The organism is Micromonospora sp. NPDC047134 (assembly GCF_040643455.1).
Lineage (GTDB): Bacteria > Actinomycetota > Actinomycetes > Mycobacteriales > Micromonosporaceae > Micromonospora.
On the sequence record NZ_JBEYUI010000022.1, the window covers coordinates 39,675 to 57,399 of the forward strand.

Genomic DNA, 17,725 nt, shown 5'->3' on the forward strand with positions numbered 1-17,725 from the left:
CTCGTTGATGGAGGTGTCGATCGCCGCCGCGGACGGGGCAGCGCTGGGGGATGCCGCGGTGGGGGGTGCCGAACTCGTCGATGCGGTCGGCGTGGACGCCGGCGAGCTGGACGTCTCGGCCTGCCCACATCCCGCTGCGGCCACCGCCAAGACCGCCATTACCGCCACAAAACGCCTCATATTGCCCAACTTTCGCTACTGCATGGCATGGATTTCGGTTCCGCCAGCCCAGCTGCGATTGCCCTGACTTTCGTCCGACTGGTCACCCGAGCGGCTGGCGTCGTAACCGTACGTGTGTGCCAATGTCGTCGACAACGGGCAAGCGGATGGCAAAGTCGCGCCCGTCGGAGCATCCCGGTTCGTTTGTTGGTCCTCTGTGGACGCGGACTGGTGACGATCTTTTCACCGGTCGGCTAGAAATCGACGGCTGAAGCAGATGAAAGATCTATAACGGACAGCTGACTTACACGTAGTTCACAGTGGGTGTGGTGCCACAGGCAGGACCGAGTCGAGGGCGGCGGTCCATCGCCGCTGGCAGGGCCATCCGATTCGGGGTCGGGTGGGTGTGCCGCCACACCATGGCCACCCGACCCCGAATCGGACACTCAGTCCGCAGACGATCCAGCGGCTACAGGGTGCGGGCCAGGCGGTCGGCGAGGATCCGGGCGAACCTCGACGGGTCCGTCAGGTCACCGCCCTCGGCCAGCAACGCCGTGCCGTACAGCAGCTCGGCGGTCTCCGCCAGGGAGTCGTTGGCACCATCCTGCTCGTACGCCTTGCGCAGCCCGGTCACCAGCGGGTGACCCGGGTTGATCTCCAGGATCCGCTTGACCTTCGGCAGCTCCTGACCCATCGCCCGGTACATCTTCTCCAGGGTCGGAGTCAGGTCGTGGGCGTCACCGACCACACAGGCCGGGGAGGTGGTCAACCGCGACGACAGGCGTACCTCCCGGACCGAGTCGGCCAGCACCCCGCCCATCCAGGTGAGCAGGTCGGCGTACTCGGTGCGCTGGCGCTCCCGCTCCGCCTCGGCCTCGGTGCGCTCCTCCTCGGTGTCCAAGTCCACCTCGCCCTTGGCGATCGAGCGCAGCGTCCTGCCGTCGTAGCTGCCGACCCGCTCCACCCAGACCTCGTCGACCGGGTCGGTGAGCAGCAGCACCTCGTAGCCCTTGGCCCGGAAGGCCTCCATGTGTGGAGAGTTCTCGATGGTGGCCCGGTTCTCGCCGGTGGCGTAGTAGATGTCGCTCTGACCCTCCTTCATCCGGCTGACGTAGCCGGCCAGGTCGGTCAGCTCCGCCGGGTCCTGGGTGGAGGCCACCGACAGGATCTCCAGCAGGGTGTCCCGGTTGTCGGTGTCGTCGATCAGCCCTTCCTTGACGGCGGCACCGAACTCGGTCCAGAAGGTGCGGTACCGCTCGGGCTGCCCGGTCTTGAGGTCCTTGACGGTGGCCAGCACCTTCTTGACCAGCCGACGACGTACGGCCCGGATCTGCCGGTCCTGCTGGAGGATCTCCCGGGAGATGTTCAGCGACAGGTCGTGGGCATCCACCACGCCCTTGACGAAGCGCAGGTAGTTGGGCATCAGGGCGTCGCAGTCGTCCATGATGAAGACGCGCTTGACGTACAACTGCACACCCCGGCGGCCCTGCGGGGAGAACAGGTCGATCGGCGCGTGCGACGGGATGAACAGCAGGGCCTCGTACTCGAAGGTGCCCTCACCCCGCATGTGGATGGTTTCCAGCGGGTCGGCCCAGTCGTGGCCGATGTGCTTGTAGAACTCGTGGTACTCCGCCGGCTCCACCTCGCCCCGAGGGCGGGCCCACAGCGCCTTCATCGAGTTCAGGGTGACCGTCTCGGTGGTGGCCTCGGCGCCGTCGGTGCCGGGACGTTCGACGGCCATCCGGATCGGGTGGGCGATGAAGTCGGAGTACCGCTTGACGATCTCGCGGATCGTCCACTCCGCGGTGTAGTCGTGCAGGTTGTCCTCGGCGTCGGCCGGCTTGAGGTGCAGGGTCACCGCGGTGCCCTGGGGCGCGGTCTCCAGGGCGGCGATGGTGTAGGTGCCCTCCCCGGTGGACTCCCACCGGGTACCACCGCTCTCGCCGGCCCGGCGGGTGGTCAGCTCGACGGAGTCGGCGACCATGAACGCCGCGTAGAAGCCGACCCCAAACTGCCCGATCAGCTCCTGGGAGGCCCCCGCGTCCTGGGCCTCGCGCAGTTGGCGCAGCAGCTCGGCGGTGCCGGACTTGGCGATCGTCCCGATCACGGAGACGACCTCCTCACGGGTCATCCCGATGCCGTTGTCCCGCACGGTGAGGGTGCGGGCCTCCCGGTCGACCTCGATGGTGATGTGCAGGTCATCGGTGTCGACGGCGAGGTCCTTGTCACGCAACGCCGCCAGGCGCAACTTGTCCAACGCGTCGGAGGCGTTCGAGATCAGTTCGCGGAGGAACACGTCCTTGTTCGAGTAGATCGAGTGGACCATCAGCTGCAGCAGCTGACGGGCCTCGGCCTGGAACTCCAACGTCTCGGCCTGATCGTTCACACCTTGTCCCTTTCTCTGCTCGTCAGCCACGACGACGACTCGCGGAAAGGATACGAGTCGTCGCTGTCCGCGTGCGGCACCGGCCCACCCCGCCGACACGACGCCGGCCCGCCCCCGGACAGCCGGGGAAATCCGTCATGGCCCCCTCACCGCGGGGTGATCAGGGCCGCGTAGTCGGCGGCGGTCAGGGGATCAGGTGACAGTGAGTGGTCTCCCCGGGGGACGCTCAGCGGGGCACCATCACGCAGGAAGACCACCGTGTTGACATCGGCGCGGGCGGTCAGCGTACAGACGATCTGCCCGTAGGCCAGCATCTCGTGGGTGCTCCCGGTCTCGGCGACCGTGGCGGTGACCGTGACCCGGGCCTGCCGGTCGAGGAGTTCCACCTCGGCGTTGCTCAACGCCCCGGTCAGCGCGTTGGTCAGGCCGTCGTCGCGCTCCGCCTGGGTGGGCCCGGCCAGCAGGTCCCGCAACTGCACCTCGACCGCGGGCACCTCGTCGATGCGGCGGGTCACCGGCACCAACTTGTCGTCGCGGGAGAAGTAGAGCACCTCGGTCACCGCGCCGGTCTCCGCCGTGGTCGGGGCGGCGGTGGCCGTCGACGGCAGCGGGCCGGGGGGCGGGGTCACCGCACGAGGCCGATCCTCACCGGGCACCCCGCACGCGGCGACCAGGGCCAGCAGCAGGGCCGCCACGGCGACTCCGGCCCGGTTGCCGGTCATGACACACTCCCGGGCAGGGTGACCCGGAACCGGGCGCCACCCTCCGGGCGGTCCCCGACCGAGGCTCCGCCCCCGTGGGCGGCGGCGTGCTGGGCGACCAGCGCCAGCCCCAGGCCGGTGCCGTCACCGTCGCCCCGGTAGTTGGCCGCCCGGCCCCGGACGAAGCGGTCGAAGATGGCCTCCCGGTCCTCCACCGGCACCCCCGGCCCCTCGTCGTCGACCTCGACGATGCCGGTGTCGCCCGTCCGCGACAACTGCACCCCCACGGCACCGGCGCCGTGGCGTTCGGCGTTGTCGAGCAGGTTGGTCAGCACCTGCGCCACCCGACGCTGGTCGACCCGCCAGGTCGCCGGGGTGTCCGCAGCCACCTGCACGATCGTCTCCGGCAGTCCCCGGTCCCGGCACGCCTGCCGGGCGACTTCAGCCACGTCCACGGGCTGCCGGTGCACCGACTGGTCGCTGCGGGCCAGATCCAGCAGATCGTTGACCAGTTGCTGGAAGCGGTCGATCTCGTCGGCCACCAGCCGGGCCGCAGTGGCGGTCCGCTCGTCCTGGTTGTCCCGGCGCCGGGACAGCACGCTTGCCGCCGCTGCCAGGGTCTGCAACGGGGAGCGCAGCTCGTGGCTGACATCAGCAGCGAAGCGCCGGTCCCGGTCGATGCGCTGGGCCAGTTCGTCGACCATCCGGTTGAAGGAGGTCGACAGCCGGTTCAGGTCCGGGTCGGTGTCCGGTGTCAGCCGGGTGGTGAAGTCACCGGCGGCGATCCGCTCGGCGGCGTTGGCGACCGCGGTGAGGGGACGCAGGCCGTGTCGGGTGGCGTACCAGCCCAGGGCCGCCCCGGAGCCGGCCACCATGATCGCCACGGCGGTCAGCGCCAACGCCAGGACCTGGAAGGTCTGCTCCAGCTCCCGCAGGGAGGCGATCTCGTAGAACGATGCCGACTCCGACAACGGCACCCCGACCAGCAGGACCGGCTGGTCGTCGACGCGGATGCGCTGCACGGCCGGCTCCCCCGCGCTGACCAGTTCCCGCAGTCGCCCGGGGATCGCGGCGGTCAGGCCGTTGTCGGCGGCCCGGCCGTACCAGTCGCCGTTGAGATGCAGCACCGCCCGCCGGCTGGTGCCGGTGTCCAGGGTCCGCAGGGCCTCTCCGGCGTCCGGGTTGTCGGTGTCGAGTCCGGCCCGGACCACGGCCGCGTCATAGTAGGCCGCCCGCAGCACGGCGCGTTCCCGCTCGTCGAGCAGGGTACGGCGGGTCAGCTCGTAGGAGACCAGGGCCATCGAGGCCGACAGCAGCAGGGCACCGACGGCGAAGGCCGTGGTGACCCGGGCGCGCAGTCCTAGACGTCTCATCGTTGCAGCTTGTAGCCGAGCCCGCGCAGGGTGACCAGGTGTTTGGGGTTGGCCGGGTCGGCTTCGATCTTCTGGCGCAGTCGGCCGACGTGCACGTCGACCAGCCGCTCGTCCCCGCTGTCGTACCCCCAGACCCGGCTGAGCAGCTGCTGCCGGGACAGCACCCGCCCGGCGTGCTCGGCCAGCTCGCAGAGCAGCCGGAACTCGGTACGGGTGACCGCCACCGGCTCACCCGCCCGGCGGACCTCCCCGGCCTCGGGGCTGACCTCCAGCTCGCCGAAGACCAGCACCGGCACCGGCTCCTCCACCGGGCTCACCGTGCGGGCCCGCCGCCGCAGGGCCCGCAGCCGGGCCGTCAACTCCTTGATCGCCACCGGTTTGACCACGTAGTCGTCGGCGCCGGCCTCGAGGGCGGCGACGATGTCGTGGGTGTCGTCCCGGGCGCTGACCACCACGATCGGCACGTCGTCGTCGCGCCGCATCTGACGGATGCACTCGAAGCCGTCGATTCCGGGCAGCATCAGGTCGACCAGGACGTAGTCGGCCGGGGTCCGGCGCTGCACCCGCAGCCCCTCCTCGGCGGTGGCCGCACCCTGCGCCTGGTAGCCCTCGTCCTCCAGAGCGAGCAGCAGAGCCAGCCGTATGCGGTCGTCGTCCTCGATCACCAGTACCGCTGTCATACCGGGAATCATCCCCAAGCCCTCGCCGACCGACCAACCACCACCGCCGCAAGGGTGTTTTGTCACGCAACTGTCATACGTCCGCGCAATGCCCGCCAACCCCGCTGGGCAGGGTGAGACCAACCTGGGGAGCGCCGGAGAGGGGGCAGCGACGTGACCACGCCACGACGCCCCGAGTGCACCGTGCCGCTGGTGGAGGTGGCCATCACGGAGTTCGACCTGGCCTGCCTGCCGGAGACCGGCGCGGTGTTCGACCGACTGCTGGCCCTGCAACCCCAGCAGGTGATCGTGGACTTCTCCGGCTGTCGACACATCGACGCGGCCGGCATCGGGTTGCTGCTCGACGTACACCGCCGACTGGTCCGCACCGGTGGGGTGCTGTCGATACGCGATCCCAACCCCCGCATCACCCGCATCCTCCAGACCGCCCGGCTGCACCAGATCCTGTCGGTGCACACCGACGGCGGGCCGGCCTCTGCCGTGACCGCCGCCCCTGGGGCCGGGTCCGGCGACCCGGCCGTGGATGCCACCGGTCACCCGAGGGTGTACGGCCGGGCGGCCGTCACCGCGCGGAACTGAGCCGGCGGACCCCGCCACTGCCAGGACTAGGAGCAGCATGACCGTCCCCGGGATCGTCGCAGCCGTCGCCGTCGGCCTCGCCGCCGGTGTGCTCGGCCGGTTCATCGTTCCCGGCCGGTCCAACGTCCCGGTCTGGCTCACCATGACCATCGGTGCCGCTGCCGCGTTGCTCGGCGCCATCAGCGCCTGGCTCCTCGGGTTCCGTGGGCTCACCCTGCTGGGCCTGATCGGCCAGGCCGGTCTGGCCACGGCCGGCGTGGTGATCGTGCTTGCCACCGCAAGCAAGGAACACTCAGACTCCCGCTGAGCCCCGCACCGGATCCGCCCCACCGCCGAAGGCACCGAGATCCCTGTCCCGTCCCCTCGCACCGCCAGTACCGGAGAGGAAACAGGATGACCGTCGTACCGGACGACAACCTGATGACCCTGATCTGCGACATGTGCGGCGACACCACCACCGGTATGGCCGCCGTGCTGCCCGATGCCGAGGTCGTCTGGACCCTGGTCTCCGATCACGGTTGGAGTGGCTCCCCGTTCGCCACCGGTCCGCACCGCTGCCCCCGGTGCAGCACCCTGCCACCGGGTGGCGGGCCCGAGTCCGGTGCCGGCAACGGTGCGGAGGTCGCCGCGCTCACCGGGGCGGCTGCCCTGAGCGCCGAGGCCGCCGAGGAACTGCGGGCCGCGCTGCGTGCGGCTGTCGGCCTGGCCGGGACAGTCGTGGTGGACCTGGCCCGGGTGCAGGTCATCGACTCGGTCGGGCTGGGTCTGCTGGTCCGCGCCCACCGGGAGGTACGCGAGCGGGGCCAGCGCCTCTGCCTGGCCGCCCCCTCCCGCTTCATCCGTACGGTGCTGCACACGATGAAGCTCGACGGGGTCTTCCCGATCTTCGCCAGCCTGGACGAGGCCCTGACCCAGCTCCGTGCCCAGGATCCCGCCGCGGGCGAGGTGGTACGGGTCGACGTGACCCCGGCCGAGGCCGTGCGGGCCCGCTCCGCCGGGCCCCGCAAAGCCCCCGCCCGCCGACCGGTCACCCGGATCACCGTCTGAGCACTCCGGCATCGGTGGGAACCTTTCCCGGCCGGTGTTGAACCGATCCACTTCCGTTGCCGTACCTGATGGCGAAGGGAGTGGCCCATGAAGCGCCTGACCCCGTTGCTCACCCTCCTGTCGGGGGCGGTGACGGCTGCCGTGCTGTTCACGATGAGTGCGCAGGCATCACCGCCGAGCACCCAACCGAGCGCCGACAGCGCCCCGTCGGCTGTCGCCCTACCGCCGCAGGACGAGGTGGACGTCGACGACGAGGCCCCGGTGGAGGAGGAACAACCCGACCCGGACAGCAGCCGACCGGCCAACATCCAGCCGCCGGACGGGCCGGAGGAGTCGCCGGAGGACACCGAGGCCCCCTCGGTCGAGCAGAACTGGATCGGCCAGCTGGAGAACGGCGCCACGATCGCCATCACCGTCAAGGGCGGCAAGGCCGAGGCGTACGTGTGCGACGGCCGCAGCATGGAGCTGTGGCTGTCCGGCACGGTCCGCGACGGCAAGATCGAGTTGACCGGCAAGGACGCCAAGCTGACCGGCATCATCCGCGGTGACAGCGCCAGCGGCGAGATGATCGTGGGGGTTCGGCGCTGGAAGTTCACCGCCCGGCCGGACGACAAGAAGGCCGACGAGGAGGCCGACGAGCCGGTCGTCAAGTCCGGCGAGGGCACCGCCCCGGCGATCTACCGGGTGACCGAGGAGGGCCGCAAGGCCGGCATCGACGGCGGCTGGATCATGTTGCCGGACGGTACCCAGATCGGCATCGTCACCTGGAACGGCAAGCCGATCCCTGCTCCGCCGCTGGACCCGGCCTTCTTCAGCACCGTGGTCAACGACGTGACCATCGTCGCCGAGCCGGTAATCCCCGGAGGGCGGTGATGTCCCAGCACCGTCAGGGCAATGTGCGCACGGTGCCCCGCCACCCGTCGGCACCCGACATCGAGGTGATCCGCGAATTCGGCCCGGCACCGAGCGAGTCCCGACGGCGTCCCTCCATGGTGGTGCCGCTGGTGGTCGGGGCGGGGGTGGCGGTGGCCCTGGGGGTCTACGGCCGCACCCACACCCCGACCGGCATCGCGGTCAACGTGGCCGGCTTCTCCTCACCCCTGACGGTGAAGGTGTGGCTGGGCACCGGGGCAGCCTTCTTCGCGGTGATCCAACTACTGTCGGCGTTGTCCATGTGGGGCCGGCTCGGCGGGTTCTCCCCCTCCTGGGCCGGCGCCGCGCACCGCTGGTCGGGGCGGATCGCCTTCCTGCTGACCGTACCGGTCGCGGTGCACTGCCTGTACGCCCTCGGCTTCGACGGCTACGACACCCGTACCCTGATGCACTCCCTGCTGGGTTGCTTCTTCTTCGGTGCGTTCGCCACCAAGATGCTCACCCTGCCCAAACGCGGCCTGGCCGGTTGGGTGCTGCCGGTGGTCGGCGGGGTGGTCTTCGTCGCCCTGATCGGCATCTTCCTGACCTCGTCGGTGTGGTACTTCACCACCTTCGGCATCCAGTTCTGATCTTCGAAAGGCAGAGATGAACCACGATCAGGCCGGCTGCTGCCGGTCGCGACGGGCGTTGTTGGCCGGCACCGGCGCGGCGGGAGTGGCCGCACTGACCGGCTGCGCGACGTACGGCCAGCCGGCGGCGGCCCCGCCACCGGTCGCCGCTCCCGGGGGCAGTACCGCTCCCGGGGGCAGCGCCGACCCTTCCGGATCCGGTGCCCCGGACGACAGCCCGGCTCCCCCGGCGTTGGCCACCCTCGCCGACATCCCGGTCGGCGGAGGTGCGATCTTCGCCTCGGCCGGGGTGGTGGTCACCCAGCCCACCGAGGGCGACATCAAGGCCTTCTCGGCCACCTGCACCCACCAGGGCTGCACGGTCACCTCGGTCGACGGCGGCGTCATCACCTGCGCCTGTCACAACAGCGTGTTCGACATCGCCGACGGTTCCGTACGCAGTGGACCGGCCCGGGCTCCACTGCCGGCCGCTAACGTCACCGTCGACGGTGACGCCATCCGGCTGGCCTAGACGCGGCCCACCCAGGCCCGGGCCGCGCGGGGCCGTCCGGGAGGACCGCTTTTCCGGACGGCCTCTGCCCCACCCGGGGGCGGGTGGGGCAGAGGTCCCGGCTCACCGGGTCAGGACGCCGCGCAGGTGAGCGCGCTCGGCACGCCCGATCCGTTGCCGGTCAACCCGAAGGTGGTGCTGCCCGAGGCGGCCAGTTGGCCGTTGTAGGGCTCGTTGCGCACCGTCACGGAGGTGCCGGAGGTGGTCAACCGCCCGTTCCACAGTGACGAGATGGTGGTGCCGGCCGGGGCGGTCCAGCTGACCGTCCAGCCGTTGATCGCCGTGGTGCCGGGGTTGCGTACGGTCACCTCCGCCTGGTAGCCGCCCTGCCAGGAGTTGACCACCCGGTAGGTCGCGGCGCAGCCCTGGTCACCACCACCGCCGTTGTCGGCCGGTGTGGTCAGGGTCAGCGGGGGTGAGGCCGTCGAGACGTTACCGGCGGCGTCCCGGGCCCGTACCGTGAAGGTGTAGCTGGTCGAGGCGGTCAGGTTGGTGGCCCGGTAGCTGGTGCCGGAGACCGTGACCACGCCGGCCCCACCGGAGCCGCTGGTGGTCCGCAGCACCTCGTAGGCGGTGACGCCCACGTTGTCGGTGGAGGCGGCCCAGTTCAGCGTGGCGGCGGTGGCGGTCACCTCGGTGGCCGTGGGCTGGCCCGGCGCGGTCGGGGCGGTGGTGTCCGTCGGGTCGGGGCCGTCGGCGTACCGCTCGGCCAGGCTGATGCCGGTGGTGGAGTTGGCACCACCCAGGCGCACCTGGTGGTCCAGGCCGACGAACTTGCCGTTGTGCTGCCACAGCGCCGGCTTGAGCATCTGGTTGTACTTCGTCTCGTCCCAGCTGTTCCAGTCGTCGAGCAGCAGACCCCCGGTGTCACCGGAGTTGGGGTTGAGGCACCAGAAGGTGTGGTGGATGCCGTTGTCGATCATCAGGTCGCGCAGCGCGGCCATCCAGCGGTCCTGCCGGGCGTCCTGGCCCAGCCGTCCACCCCACTCGCCGACCAGCAGCGGGGCGATGTTCTGCTCGTGGATGTAGAACCAGTTCGGCCGCCACACGTCGTTGGTCAGCGACTCCCGGTCGAAGTCACCGGCGAACCAGGGCTGCTCGAACACCAGCGGTCCGTAGTCGTGCGGGGAGTAGACCAGCTGGTCCTGGTGGGCGCCCAGGTCGACCGGGTGCTCGGCGACCCCGCGCAGGTTGCCGCCCCACCAGTTGTAGAAGTAGTTGGGGCTGCGGTCCGGGTTGGTGTTCGGCGAGTTCCAGGTGGCCCCGGGACGGGGGTAGACCTCGATGCCCTCGCAGAGGATCAGCAGGTTCGGGTTGATGGCCAGGATCCGCCTGCCGGCGGTCTCGCAGGCGTACTTGAAGTTGTCCTGGTCGGTGCTGGAGTCCCACTTGGCCCGCTGCGGGTCGTTGGGGGTGCCGTGCGGCTCGTTCTTGATGTCCATCGCGACGATGGTGTCGTTGGTGCGGTAGCGGGCGGTGACCCATTCCCAGCCCTGGTAGAACAGCTCCGAGGTGATGGTGCCCTTCCACCACACCGGGTAGGTGTGCCCGGAGTTGTCGGCCTCGGCGCTGTGCACGTCGAGCATGACCTTCAGGCCGTACTTCTCGCACAGTTGCAGCCAGTAGTCGAAGACCTGGAGGTTGTTCATGCCCTCCAGCTCCGGGTTGACGTAGGTGTTGACGTTCGGCCGGATCGCCTGGCCGGCCTTCCACTCCAGCAGCAACTGGGTGGAGATGGGCACCCGGACGATGTTGATGCCGCGCTGGGCCATCTGGCGGGTGATGTTCTCGATGTTGGCCGACCACAGGCCGTGGAAGACCCGTTCGGTGGCGTTGAAACCGAACCAGTTGGCCCCGGTCAGCCAGACCTGGTTGCCGTCCTCATCGACGATCTTGTTGCCGTCGGTACGCAGCCAGTCGTTGGCCGGGGCGGCGGCGCTCGCGGTGCCGGCCGTGGGGGCCGCCGAGGCGGCGGGGGTGGCGGCGGCCAGGCCCAGCAGCACCACGGCCGTGGTGGCCAGGGCCTGGAGTTTTCTCCGTGCGGACATGCGACTTCCTCTGTGGTGGGTGACGAGGAACGTCGACACAACGGCCCTGCCCGACAGACCGTGGGAGCGCTTCCACGGGACACCTTATGCGGTAGTGGTCGACAGCGGAAGTGGATGTCCGCCGTTTCGACCCGATGGCGGTGACAGCCCCGGCCGAACACCGCCACTACGGCGAAACGGAGTCGATCAGCCTTCTACACGGCCAGCGCCGCCCGGACATCGTGCTCGGCCTGGCCGCCGCCCTCCCCCGCGGAGGTGACCCGGCCGGACTCCAGGACGTGGTAGCGGTCGGCCACCTTCAGCGCGAACCCGAGGTGCTGCTCGACCAGCAGCACACTGAAGCCGGTCTGCGCGATCAACGCCACGATCCGGTCCTGGATCTCGGCCACCACGGAGGGCTGGATGCCCTCGGTGGGCTCGTCGAGCATCAGCATCCGAGGTCGGGTGATCAACGCCCGGGCGATGGCCAGTTGCTGGCGTTGCCCGCCGGAGAGCAGCCCGGCCCGCCGGCGTAGCAGCGGTTGCAGCGCCGGGAACAGGTCCAGCACCTCGGCGGTGGCCGCCGCACCGTCGCGGCGGCCGTCGGCGACCAGGCGCAGGTTCTCCGCCGCCGTCAGGTGCGGAAAACACTGCTGACCCTGCGGCACGTACGCCAGGCCCCGGGCGACCCGCTGGTGGGGGGCGAGCCGGGTGATGTCCTCGCCGTCGAACTCGACCCGTCCGGCACTGGGGCGCAGCAGTCCGGCGGCGACCCGCAGCAGGGTGGACTTGCCGGCCCCGTTGTGGCCCAGCACGGTGGCCACCCCGTCGTCCGGCACGCTGACGTCGACGCCGTGCAGCACCCGGCTGCGGCCGTAGCCGGCGTGCACCCCACGCAGACTGAACATCATGCCTCCACAGGGGTCGGGCCGCCCTCGACCGGGTGGCCTAGATAGACCTCCTGCACCCGGGGGTCGGCCTGCACCTGGGCGACCGTGCCCTCACTGAGCACCCGCCCGGCGTGCAGCACGGTGACCGTCCGGGCGAACCGGCGCAGGAAGTCCATGTCGTGTTCGATCACCACCACCGTCCGATCCCGGCTGACCTGCTCCAGCAGCTCACCGGTGGCGTCGCGTTCCTCGTGGCTCATCCCGGCCACCGGCTCGTCGAGCAGCAGCAGCCGGGCATCCTGCACCAGCAGCATGCCGATCTCCAGCCACTGCTTCTGGCCGTGGGCCAGGGTGCCGGCGAGCTGGTCGGCCCGACCGGCCAGGCCGATCACCTCCAGGGCCTCGGCCACCTCATCGGGGATGCCGTGTCGGCGGCGCAGCAGGGTGCCCCAGCCACGCCGGGCCCCCGCCGCGATGTCCAGGTTCTGCAGGACGGTCAGTTCCTCGAACACCGTCGAGGTCTGGAAGGTGCGCCCCACCCCTAGGCGACTGATCCGGTGCACCGGGCGGCCGAGCAGTTCCCGCTCGCCGAAGCGTACCGAGCCGGTGGCCTTGACCAGCCCGGTCACCGCGTCTACCAGGGTGGTCTTGCCGGCACCGTTGGGACCGATCAGGAACCGGAGGTCCCCCGGCGCCACCTCCAGGCTCACCCCGTCGACCGCGGTGAAGCCGTCGAAGCTCACCCGCAGATCCCGCACGTACAGCCCGTGCAGTTGCTCGGTCATGACGACACCTGCCCTTCCGGGCGGCGGGTCCGGCGCAGCCGGCCGAACCGCCGCTTGCCCTCGTCCCGCCGGAGCAGGCCGATCAGCGAGGCCAGGCCGCCGGGCAGGAACGCCACCACCACCACGAACAGCAAACCCTGAAGGTACGTCCAGCCGCCCGGAAACCGCTCCGACAGGGCGGTACGCGCCCAGGCCACCGCCACCGCGCCGAGCACCGGGCCGAGCAGGGTGGCCCGCCCACCGACGGCCACCCCGATGACGAACTCGATCGACGGGACGATCCCGATCATTGCTGGGGAGATGATGCCGACCGCGGGCACGAACAGCGCACCGGCCAGCCCGGCCATGCCGGCGGCCACCACGTACGCGACGAGCTTGACCACCGCCGGGTCGTACCCGAGGAAACGGACCCGTTCCTCGCCGTCGCGTACGGCCACCAGCAGTTCGCCGTAGCGGCACTGCATCAGGTGCCGGGCCAGGGCCAGCAGCGCCAGCAGGGTACCGGCGATGATGAAGTACACCATCCGCTGGTTGACCGGGTCGTCCAGGTCGTAGCCGAAGAAGCCCTGGATGTCGGTGAGGCCGTTGGTGCCGCCGGTGGTGCCCTGCTGGCCGATCAGCAGGATCACCATGGCGGCGGCCAGGGCCTGACTGAGGATGGCGAAGTAGGCGCCCCGGACCCTACGCCGGAACACCAGGGACCCTAGTACGAAGGCCACCCCCATCGGCAGCAGCACCGTGGCGGGCAGGGCGAACCAGGGGCTGGCGAAGGGGCGCCACCACAGCGGCAACTCGTCGAGTTGCCCGTACAGCAGCATGAAGTCGGGCATGTTGCCCGGTCCCGCGTCGGCGAGCTTGAGATGCATGGCCATCGCGTAGCCACCCAGGCCGAAGAACACCCCCTGGCCGAGGGCCAGCATTCCGCCGCGCCCCCAGGCCAGGCCGATGCCGACCGCGACCATGGCCACGCAGAGATACTTGGCCAGCAGGGACAGCCGGAAGTCCGACAGCACCAGCGGCGCCACGGCGAACAGCACCGCGGCACCGAAGGCGAACCCGGCGGCGGCCCGGAAGCGGTGCCGCGACGGTCCGGCCGCCGGCTTGGCCGGTGGCGGCGTGGAATCGACGACGGTACGGGAATCACGGGCGACGGTGGTCATGCCAGGCTCCGGGTTCGCAGGGTGAACATGCCCTGGGGCCGCCACTGGAGGAAGGCGACGATGGCGATGAAGACCATCACCTTGGCGACACTGAGGGTGGTCAGGTACTCGCCGGTGGCCTGGAGCACGCCCAGGGCGAAGGCGACGATCACGGTGCCCTTGAGCTGACCGATCCCGCCGACCACGACCACCAGGAAGGCGTCGATGATCAGGTTGGTGCCCATGGTGGGACCGATCGGGCCCAGCAGGGTGAGCGCTACCCCGGCTACCCCGGCCAGGCCGGAGCCGATGAAGAAGGTCATCCGGTCCACCCGGGCGGTGGGGATGCCGGAGACCGCGGCCAGGTCGCGGTTCTGCACCACGGCCCGGATCCGGCGGCCCAGCGGGGTCACCCGCAGCCCGACGGTCAGGGCGGCCACCGCGGCGGCGGCCAGGGCCAGGATGAACAGCCGGTTGTTGGCCACCGTGATCCCGCCGGGCAGAGCGATGTTGCCGGTGAGCAGTTGCGGGGCGCGGGTCTGCACGTTGGGGCTGCCGAAGATGTCCCGGGCCAGCTGTTGCAGGATCAGTGAGACACCCCAGGTGACCAGCAGGGTGTCCAGCGGGCGGGCGTAGAGGCGGCGGATCAGCAGGTACTCCAGCAGCACCCCCATCGCCCCGGCCACCACGAAGGCCACCGGCAGGGCGATCAGCAGGGACCAGCCGGCCGCCGTGATGACCTGTTGCAGGACATAGGTGGTGTACGCGCCGGCCATGATGAACTCGCCGTGCGCCATGTTGATCACCCCCATCTGGCCGAAGGTGAGGGCCAGGCCGAGGGCGATGAGCAGCAGCACCGCTCCGATGCTGACGCCGGTGAAGAGTTGGCCGATGAGAACTGTCACGGTGGTTACTCCGTACTGCTGAGGGGAGCCCACCCGGGCCGGGCCTGCCGGCGGCCCGGGTGGGGTCGGTCCGGTCGGCGCTGGGCCGACCGGACCAGGACCGGTCAGCTGAGGCCGCCTGCCCAGGGGTAGCTCTTGAGGTACGGGTCCGGGGTGATCGGCTTGCCGGAGTTCCACACCTCGGTGATCAGGCCGTCCGGGCCGACCTTGCCCACCCGGGCGGTCTTGGCGATGTGCTGGGTGGCCCCGTCCACGGTGACCAGACCCTCCGGTGCCTCGAAGGTGATGCCGTCGGAGGCCTTGCGGACCTGCTCCACCTCGAAGGTGCCGGCCTTCTCGACCATCGCCTTCCACAGGTAGACCGAGACGTAGGCGGCCTCCATCGGGTCGCTGGTCGGCTTGTCCGCCCCGTACTTGGCCTTGTACGCGGCGACGAACTTCTCGTTGGCCGCCCCCGGGGTGGTCTGGTAGTAGTTCCAGGCGGTCAGCTGGCCCTCCAGGTACTGGGTGCCGATGCTCTTGACCTCCTCCTCGGCGATCGACACCGACACCACCGGCATACTGGCCGCGGTCAGCCCGGCGGACTTGTACTCCTTGAAGAACGCGACATTGCTGTCACCGTTGAGGGTGTTGAAGACCGCGTCCGCCCCGGAGGACTTCACCTTGTTGGTGATCGTGCCGAACTCGGTGGAGCCCAGCGGGGCGTAGTCCTCCCCCAGCACGCTCATGCCGTTGGCCTCGGCGTACGCCTTGATGATCTTGTTTGCGGTACGCGGGAAGACATAGTCCGAGCCGACCAGGTAGATCGACTTGGTGCCCTGCGCCTTGAGGTACTCCAGGCCGGGCACGATCTGCTGGTTGGTTGTCGCCCCGGTGTAGAAGATGTACGGCGACTGCTCCAGTCCCTCGTACTGCACCGGGTAGAACAGCAGCGCCTTGTTCTTCTCGAACACCGGCTTGACGGCCTTGCGGCTGGCCGAGGTCCAGCAGCCGAACACGGCCGCCACCCGGTCTTCGCGGATCAGTTTCTCGGCCTTCTCGGCAAAGGTCGGCCAGTCCGAGGCGCCGTCCTCACCAACCGGTTGGATCTTCTTACCGAGCACCCCACCGGCGGCGTTGATTTCCTCGATCGCCAACATGATCGAATCCCGGACGGTCACCTCACTGATGGCCATCGTGCCGGACAGGGAATTGAGCAGGCCCACCTTGACGGTGTCGCCGGAGGTGTCGGCGGTGACGCCGGAGGAGACCTTCTCGTCGGTGGTTTTACTGCCGCACGCGGCCAGCGTGGCCGCGGCGACCAGGGTCATGGCACCCGCTAGGATGCGTCGTCCCCGCAACAGTGTCATCAAATCTCCCTGCGTCGCACCTCAAGGCGTGGAGTCAGTTGCCCGGGAACGAGCGCCGGTCCCGGGTCGAGGGTGTCGAGCTGCGGTTTTGCGGTGCGGTCCGGTGAAACATCGCGGTGCCCGGCGGGCGGGTGGACACCGACCGGGCGCCGATTCGGATATCGGGCAGGGAAAGCTTCGATCCGTTTCGTTGCGCGGATGTTTCCCAATCCTCAATAGACTGTTTCCGCTGTCAGGTAACGGCGATCCAGCGGACGCAAAAAATGCCGGCGCCCGCCGAAGAGAAATCGGCTCAGGGGCTACCGGCATACATTTTTCGGCCGTCGGCCACAGTGCATTGTCGACTGTCGTCCAACGGTGGGCGAGATCCGGTTCCACGCCGGATACTTCACGCAGGAAGTATCTTATGTGGCCGATCTCCGGACCTGTCAAGGCACGGTCGCATCACGCTCCGGTCGATGCCCTGCGGTCGGATCAGAGTTCGGCCACCACGGTGAAATCCAGGCCGTCGGCCTCGGCCAGGTAGATGCGCTGACGCACATGCCGCCGACGCAGCCGCAACTCCCCGCGCGGCCCGTCGTACGACACCACCTCGGCGGAGGCCTCCACCGCCCGGACGTCCAACGTGCCGGCCTTGGCGATGAGGGCGGCCAGCAACATGACCCCCTCGTAACAGGACTCACCGAGACTGCCCAACGGGGGCGCCTCCAGCCCGAACCGGCGGGCGAAGGCGCCGTGGAAGTCCAGGTTCTCCGGAGTGACCAGGCCGGCGAAGAAACCGGCCGTGCTGAACAGCCGCGCGGTGTTGGCCGCACCGCTGGCCAGCAGCATGTTCTCGTCCATCAGGGTGCTCAGCCGCAGACACCGCTGATCCAGTCCGGAGCGGGCGAAGGCCCGGTTGAACCGCACCGCGTCCGCCCCGACCAGCAGCATCAGCACCGCGTCGGCGTCGCTGTGCTCGATCCGCCGCAGCACCTCGGCGTAGTCGTGGGTCTCCAGCGGCAGAAAATGGTGCCCGACCACCCGGCCGCCACTGCCCCGGGCGTACCGGTAGGCGGCCTGCGTGGTCCGGCGGGGCCAGACGTAGTCGTTGCCCACCACGAACCAGCGTCGCACCCCCAGGTCGGCCAACGCCCGCATCGCCGGCCGGAGCTGGGCATCCGGGGTTTCGCTGGTCAGAAAGACCCCTTCGGTACGCTCACCGCCCTCGTACAGGGCGGTGTAGACGTACGGCACCCGGTGAGCGATCCGTGGCGCCACCGCCTGCCGGACCGAGGAGATGTGCCAACCGGTTACCCCCTGCACCGCCCCGACCGACACCAGGGCCTCCACCTCGGCGGCCACCTCGGCCGGCGGTGCCCCGCCGTCGACCGGGATCAGCCGCAGTTGGCGACCGAGCACCCCGCCCCGATTGTTGACCTCCTCGACGGCGAGCTGAGCGCAGAGCTCGCAGCTGGGGCCGAACATCCCGGCGGGCCCCCGCATCGGAAAGACCAACGCGATGCTGACCACGCCCCGGTCGACCGTGAGCCAGGAGGTCCCGGCGGCGATGCTCGACGTCGCCGCTGGACTCCCGTTCCCCGATGCCGGACCGGACATGAACACATCGTGGCCGCCGCCGATCCCGGTGACCAGTTCTCCCCATTGGGCGGG

At 69.9% G+C, this 17,725-nt stretch carries 18 protein-coding genes; 7 read left to right on the forward strand and 11 right to left on the reverse strand.

What is annotated here, in order from left to right:
- Nucleotides 1-7: 7 nt before the first annotated feature.
- Nucleotides 8-247 carry a hypothetical protein gene (locus tag ABZ795_RS23165; RefSeq protein WP_357531846.1) on the forward strand — a complete coding sequence of 80 codons (240 nt, stop codon included), beginning with the start codon at nt 8-10 and terminating at the stop codon, nt 245-247.
- Nucleotides 248-628: 381 nt separating this feature from the next.
- On the opposite strand, the gene htpG is transcribed toward ABZ795_RS23165, so the two are convergent.
- The 4 genes from htpG to ABZ795_RS23185 form a co-directional block, all read right to left on the reverse strand.
- Complete coding sequence (gene htpG / locus ABZ795_RS23170; RefSeq protein ID WP_357531847.1) at nt 629-2,545, reverse strand: molecular chaperone HtpG; 1,917 nt, start codon at nt 2,543-2,545, stop codon at nt 629-631.
- Between the two features lie 146 nt (nt 2,546-2,691).
- Complete coding sequence (locus ABZ795_RS23175) at nt 2,692-3,267, reverse strand: GerMN domain-containing protein (RefSeq protein WP_357531848.1); 576 nt, start codon at nt 3,265-3,267, stop codon at nt 2,692-2,694.
- The gene (locus ABZ795_RS23180; RefSeq protein ID WP_327025622.1) at nt 3,264-4,619 is read right to left on the reverse strand and encodes a HAMP domain-containing sensor histidine kinase; all 1,356 of its coding nucleotides are present in this window, start codon (nt 4,617-4,619) and stop codon (nt 3,264-3,266) included. Before ABZ795_RS23180 ends, ABZ795_RS23175 begins: the two co-directional genes overlap by 4 nt.
- Nucleotides 4,616-5,299: a response regulator transcription factor gene (locus tag ABZ795_RS23185; RefSeq protein WP_327025621.1), complete on the reverse strand. Its 684-nt coding sequence runs from the start codon at nt 5,297-5,299 to the stop codon at nt 4,616-4,618. The genes ABZ795_RS23180 and ABZ795_RS23185 overlap by 4 nt, the downstream gene beginning before the upstream one ends.
- Nucleotides 5,300-5,452: 153 nt before the next feature.
- Here ABZ795_RS23185 and ABZ795_RS23190 point away from each other — a divergent pair, with 153 nt between their 5' ends.
- From ABZ795_RS23190 to ABZ795_RS23215, 6 genes are all read left to right on the forward strand, one after another.
- The gene (locus ABZ795_RS23190; protein ID WP_327025620.1) at nt 5,453-5,878 is read left to right on the forward strand and encodes an STAS domain-containing protein; all 426 of its coding nucleotides are present in this window, start codon (nt 5,453-5,455) and stop codon (nt 5,876-5,878) included.
- 37 nt (nt 5,879-5,915) lie between these two features.
- Nucleotides 5,916-6,185 carry a GlsB/YeaQ/YmgE family stress response membrane protein gene (locus ABZ795_RS23195; RefSeq protein WP_327025619.1) on the forward strand — a complete coding sequence of 90 codons (270 nt, stop codon included), beginning with the start codon at nt 5,916-5,918 and terminating at the stop codon, nt 6,183-6,185.
- A gap of 86 nt (nt 6,186-6,271) precedes the next feature.
- Entirely contained in the window at nt 6,272-6,925 is a 654-nt protein-coding gene (locus ABZ795_RS23200; RefSeq protein WP_357531849.1) for an STAS domain-containing protein, read from the forward strand.
- Between the two features lie 87 nt (nt 6,926-7,012).
- Entirely contained in the window at nt 7,013-7,798 is a 786-nt protein-coding gene (locus tag ABZ795_RS23205) for a hypothetical protein (protein ID WP_357531850.1), read from the forward strand.
- Nucleotides 7,799-7,914: 116 nt separating this feature from the next.
- Nucleotides 7,915-8,427, forward strand: coding sequence for a DUF6529 family protein (locus tag ABZ795_RS23210; RefSeq protein WP_357531885.1), 513 nt, complete (start codon nt 7,915-7,917; stop codon nt 8,425-8,427).
- Between the two features lie 16 nt (nt 8,428-8,443).
- Nucleotides 8,444-8,938 carry a Rieske (2Fe-2S) protein gene (locus ABZ795_RS23215; RefSeq protein ID WP_327025616.1) on the forward strand — a complete coding sequence of 165 codons (495 nt, stop codon included), beginning with the start codon at nt 8,444-8,446 and terminating at the stop codon, nt 8,936-8,938.
- A gap of 110 nt (nt 8,939-9,048) precedes the next feature.
- Here ABZ795_RS23215 and ABZ795_RS23220 read toward each other — a convergent pair whose 3' ends face one another.
- From ABZ795_RS23220 to ABZ795_RS23250, 7 genes are all read right to left on the reverse strand, one after another.
- On the reverse strand, nt 9,049-11,025 hold the full coding sequence (locus ABZ795_RS23220; protein WP_357531851.1) for a cellulase family glycosylhydrolase: 1,977 nt from the start codon (nt 11,023-11,025) through the stop codon (nt 9,049-9,051).
- Between the two features lie 194 nt (nt 11,026-11,219).
- Nucleotides 11,220-11,912 carry an urea ABC transporter ATP-binding subunit UrtE gene (gene urtE / locus ABZ795_RS23225; protein ID WP_357531852.1) on the reverse strand — a complete coding sequence of 231 codons (693 nt, stop codon included), beginning with the start codon at nt 11,910-11,912 and terminating at the stop codon, nt 11,220-11,222.
- The gene (gene urtD, locus ABZ795_RS23230) at nt 11,912-12,679 is read right to left on the reverse strand and encodes an urea ABC transporter ATP-binding protein UrtD (protein ID WP_357531853.1); all 768 of its coding nucleotides are present in this window, start codon (nt 12,677-12,679) and stop codon (nt 11,912-11,914) included. The genes urtE and urtD overlap by 1 nt, the downstream gene beginning before the upstream one ends.
- Entirely contained in the window at nt 12,676-13,839 is a 1,164-nt protein-coding gene (urtC, locus tag ABZ795_RS23235) for an urea ABC transporter permease subunit UrtC (RefSeq protein ID WP_357531854.1), read from the reverse strand. Before urtC ends, urtD begins: the two co-directional genes overlap by 4 nt.
- Nucleotides 13,836-14,723: an urea ABC transporter permease subunit UrtB gene (urtB, locus tag ABZ795_RS23240; RefSeq protein ID WP_327025611.1), complete on the reverse strand. Its 888-nt coding sequence runs from the start codon at nt 14,721-14,723 to the stop codon at nt 13,836-13,838. The genes urtC and urtB overlap by 4 nt, the downstream gene beginning before the upstream one ends.
- A gap of 104 nt (nt 14,724-14,827) precedes the next feature.
- Entirely contained in the window at nt 14,828-16,072 is a 1,245-nt protein-coding gene (gene urtA / locus ABZ795_RS23245) for an urea ABC transporter substrate-binding protein (protein WP_327025610.1), read from the reverse strand.
- 474 nt (nt 16,073-16,546) lie between these two features.
- Entirely contained in the window at nt 16,547-17,671 is a 1,125-nt protein-coding gene (locus ABZ795_RS23250) for a substrate-binding domain-containing protein (RefSeq protein ID WP_357531855.1), read from the reverse strand.
- Nucleotides 17,672-17,725: the final 54 nt, after the last annotated feature.

Excerpts from the sequence above, each read along its gene's own strand:
- ABZ795_RS23165 (WP_357531846.1), top strand. The coding sequence starts at position 8 with ATGGAGGTGTCGATCGCCGCCGCGGACGGGGCAGCGCTGGGGGATGCC.
- ABZ795_RS23175 (WP_357531848.1), bottom strand. The coding sequence starts at position 3,267 with ATGACCGGCAACCGGGCCGGAGTCGCCGTGGCGGCCCTGCTGCTGGCC.
- ABZ795_RS23180 (WP_327025622.1), bottom strand. The coding sequence starts at position 4,619 with ATGAGACGTCTAGGACTGCGCGCCCGGGTCACCACGGCCTTCGCCGTC.
- ABZ795_RS23185 (WP_327025621.1), bottom strand. The coding sequence starts at position 5,299 with ATGACAGCGGTACTGGTGATCGAGGACGACGACCGCATACGGCTGGCT.
- ABZ795_RS23195 (WP_327025619.1), top strand. The coding sequence starts at position 5,916 with ATGACCGTCCCCGGGATCGTCGCAGCCGTCGCCGTCGGCCTCGCCGCC.
- ABZ795_RS23200 (WP_357531849.1), top strand. The coding sequence starts at position 6,272 with ATGACCGTCGTACCGGACGACAACCTGATGACCCTGATCTGCGACATG.
- ABZ795_RS23205 (WP_357531850.1), top strand. The coding sequence starts at position 7,013 with ATGAAGCGCCTGACCCCGTTGCTCACCCTCCTGTCGGGGGCGGTGACG.
- ABZ795_RS23210 (WP_357531885.1), top strand. The coding sequence starts at position 7,915 with ATGGTGGTGCCGCTGGTGGTCGGGGCGGGGGTGGCGGTGGCCCTGGGG.
- ABZ795_RS23215 (WP_327025616.1), top strand. The coding sequence starts at position 8,444 with ATGAACCACGATCAGGCCGGCTGCTGCCGGTCGCGACGGGCGTTGTTG.
- ABZ795_RS23220 (WP_357531851.1), bottom strand. The coding sequence starts at position 11,025 with ATGTCCGCACGGAGAAAACTCCAGGCCCTGGCCACCACGGCCGTGGTG.
- urtE (WP_357531852.1), bottom strand. The coding sequence starts at position 11,912 with ATGTTCAGTCTGCGTGGGGTGCACGCCGGCTACGGCCGCAGCCGGGTG.
- urtD (WP_357531853.1), bottom strand. The coding sequence starts at position 12,679 with ATGACCGAGCAACTGCACGGGCTGTACGTGCGGGATCTGCGGGTGAGC.
- urtC (WP_357531854.1), bottom strand. The coding sequence starts at position 13,839 with ATGACCACCGTCGCCCGTGATTCCCGTACCGTCGTCGATTCCACGCCG.
- urtA (WP_327025610.1), bottom strand. The coding sequence starts at position 16,072 with ATGACACTGTTGCGGGGACGACGCATCCTAGCGGGTGCCATGACCCTG.
- ABZ795_RS23250 (WP_357531855.1), bottom strand. The coding sequence starts at position 17,671 with ATGTCCGGTCCGGCATCGGGGAACGGGAGTCCAGCGGCGACGTCGAGC.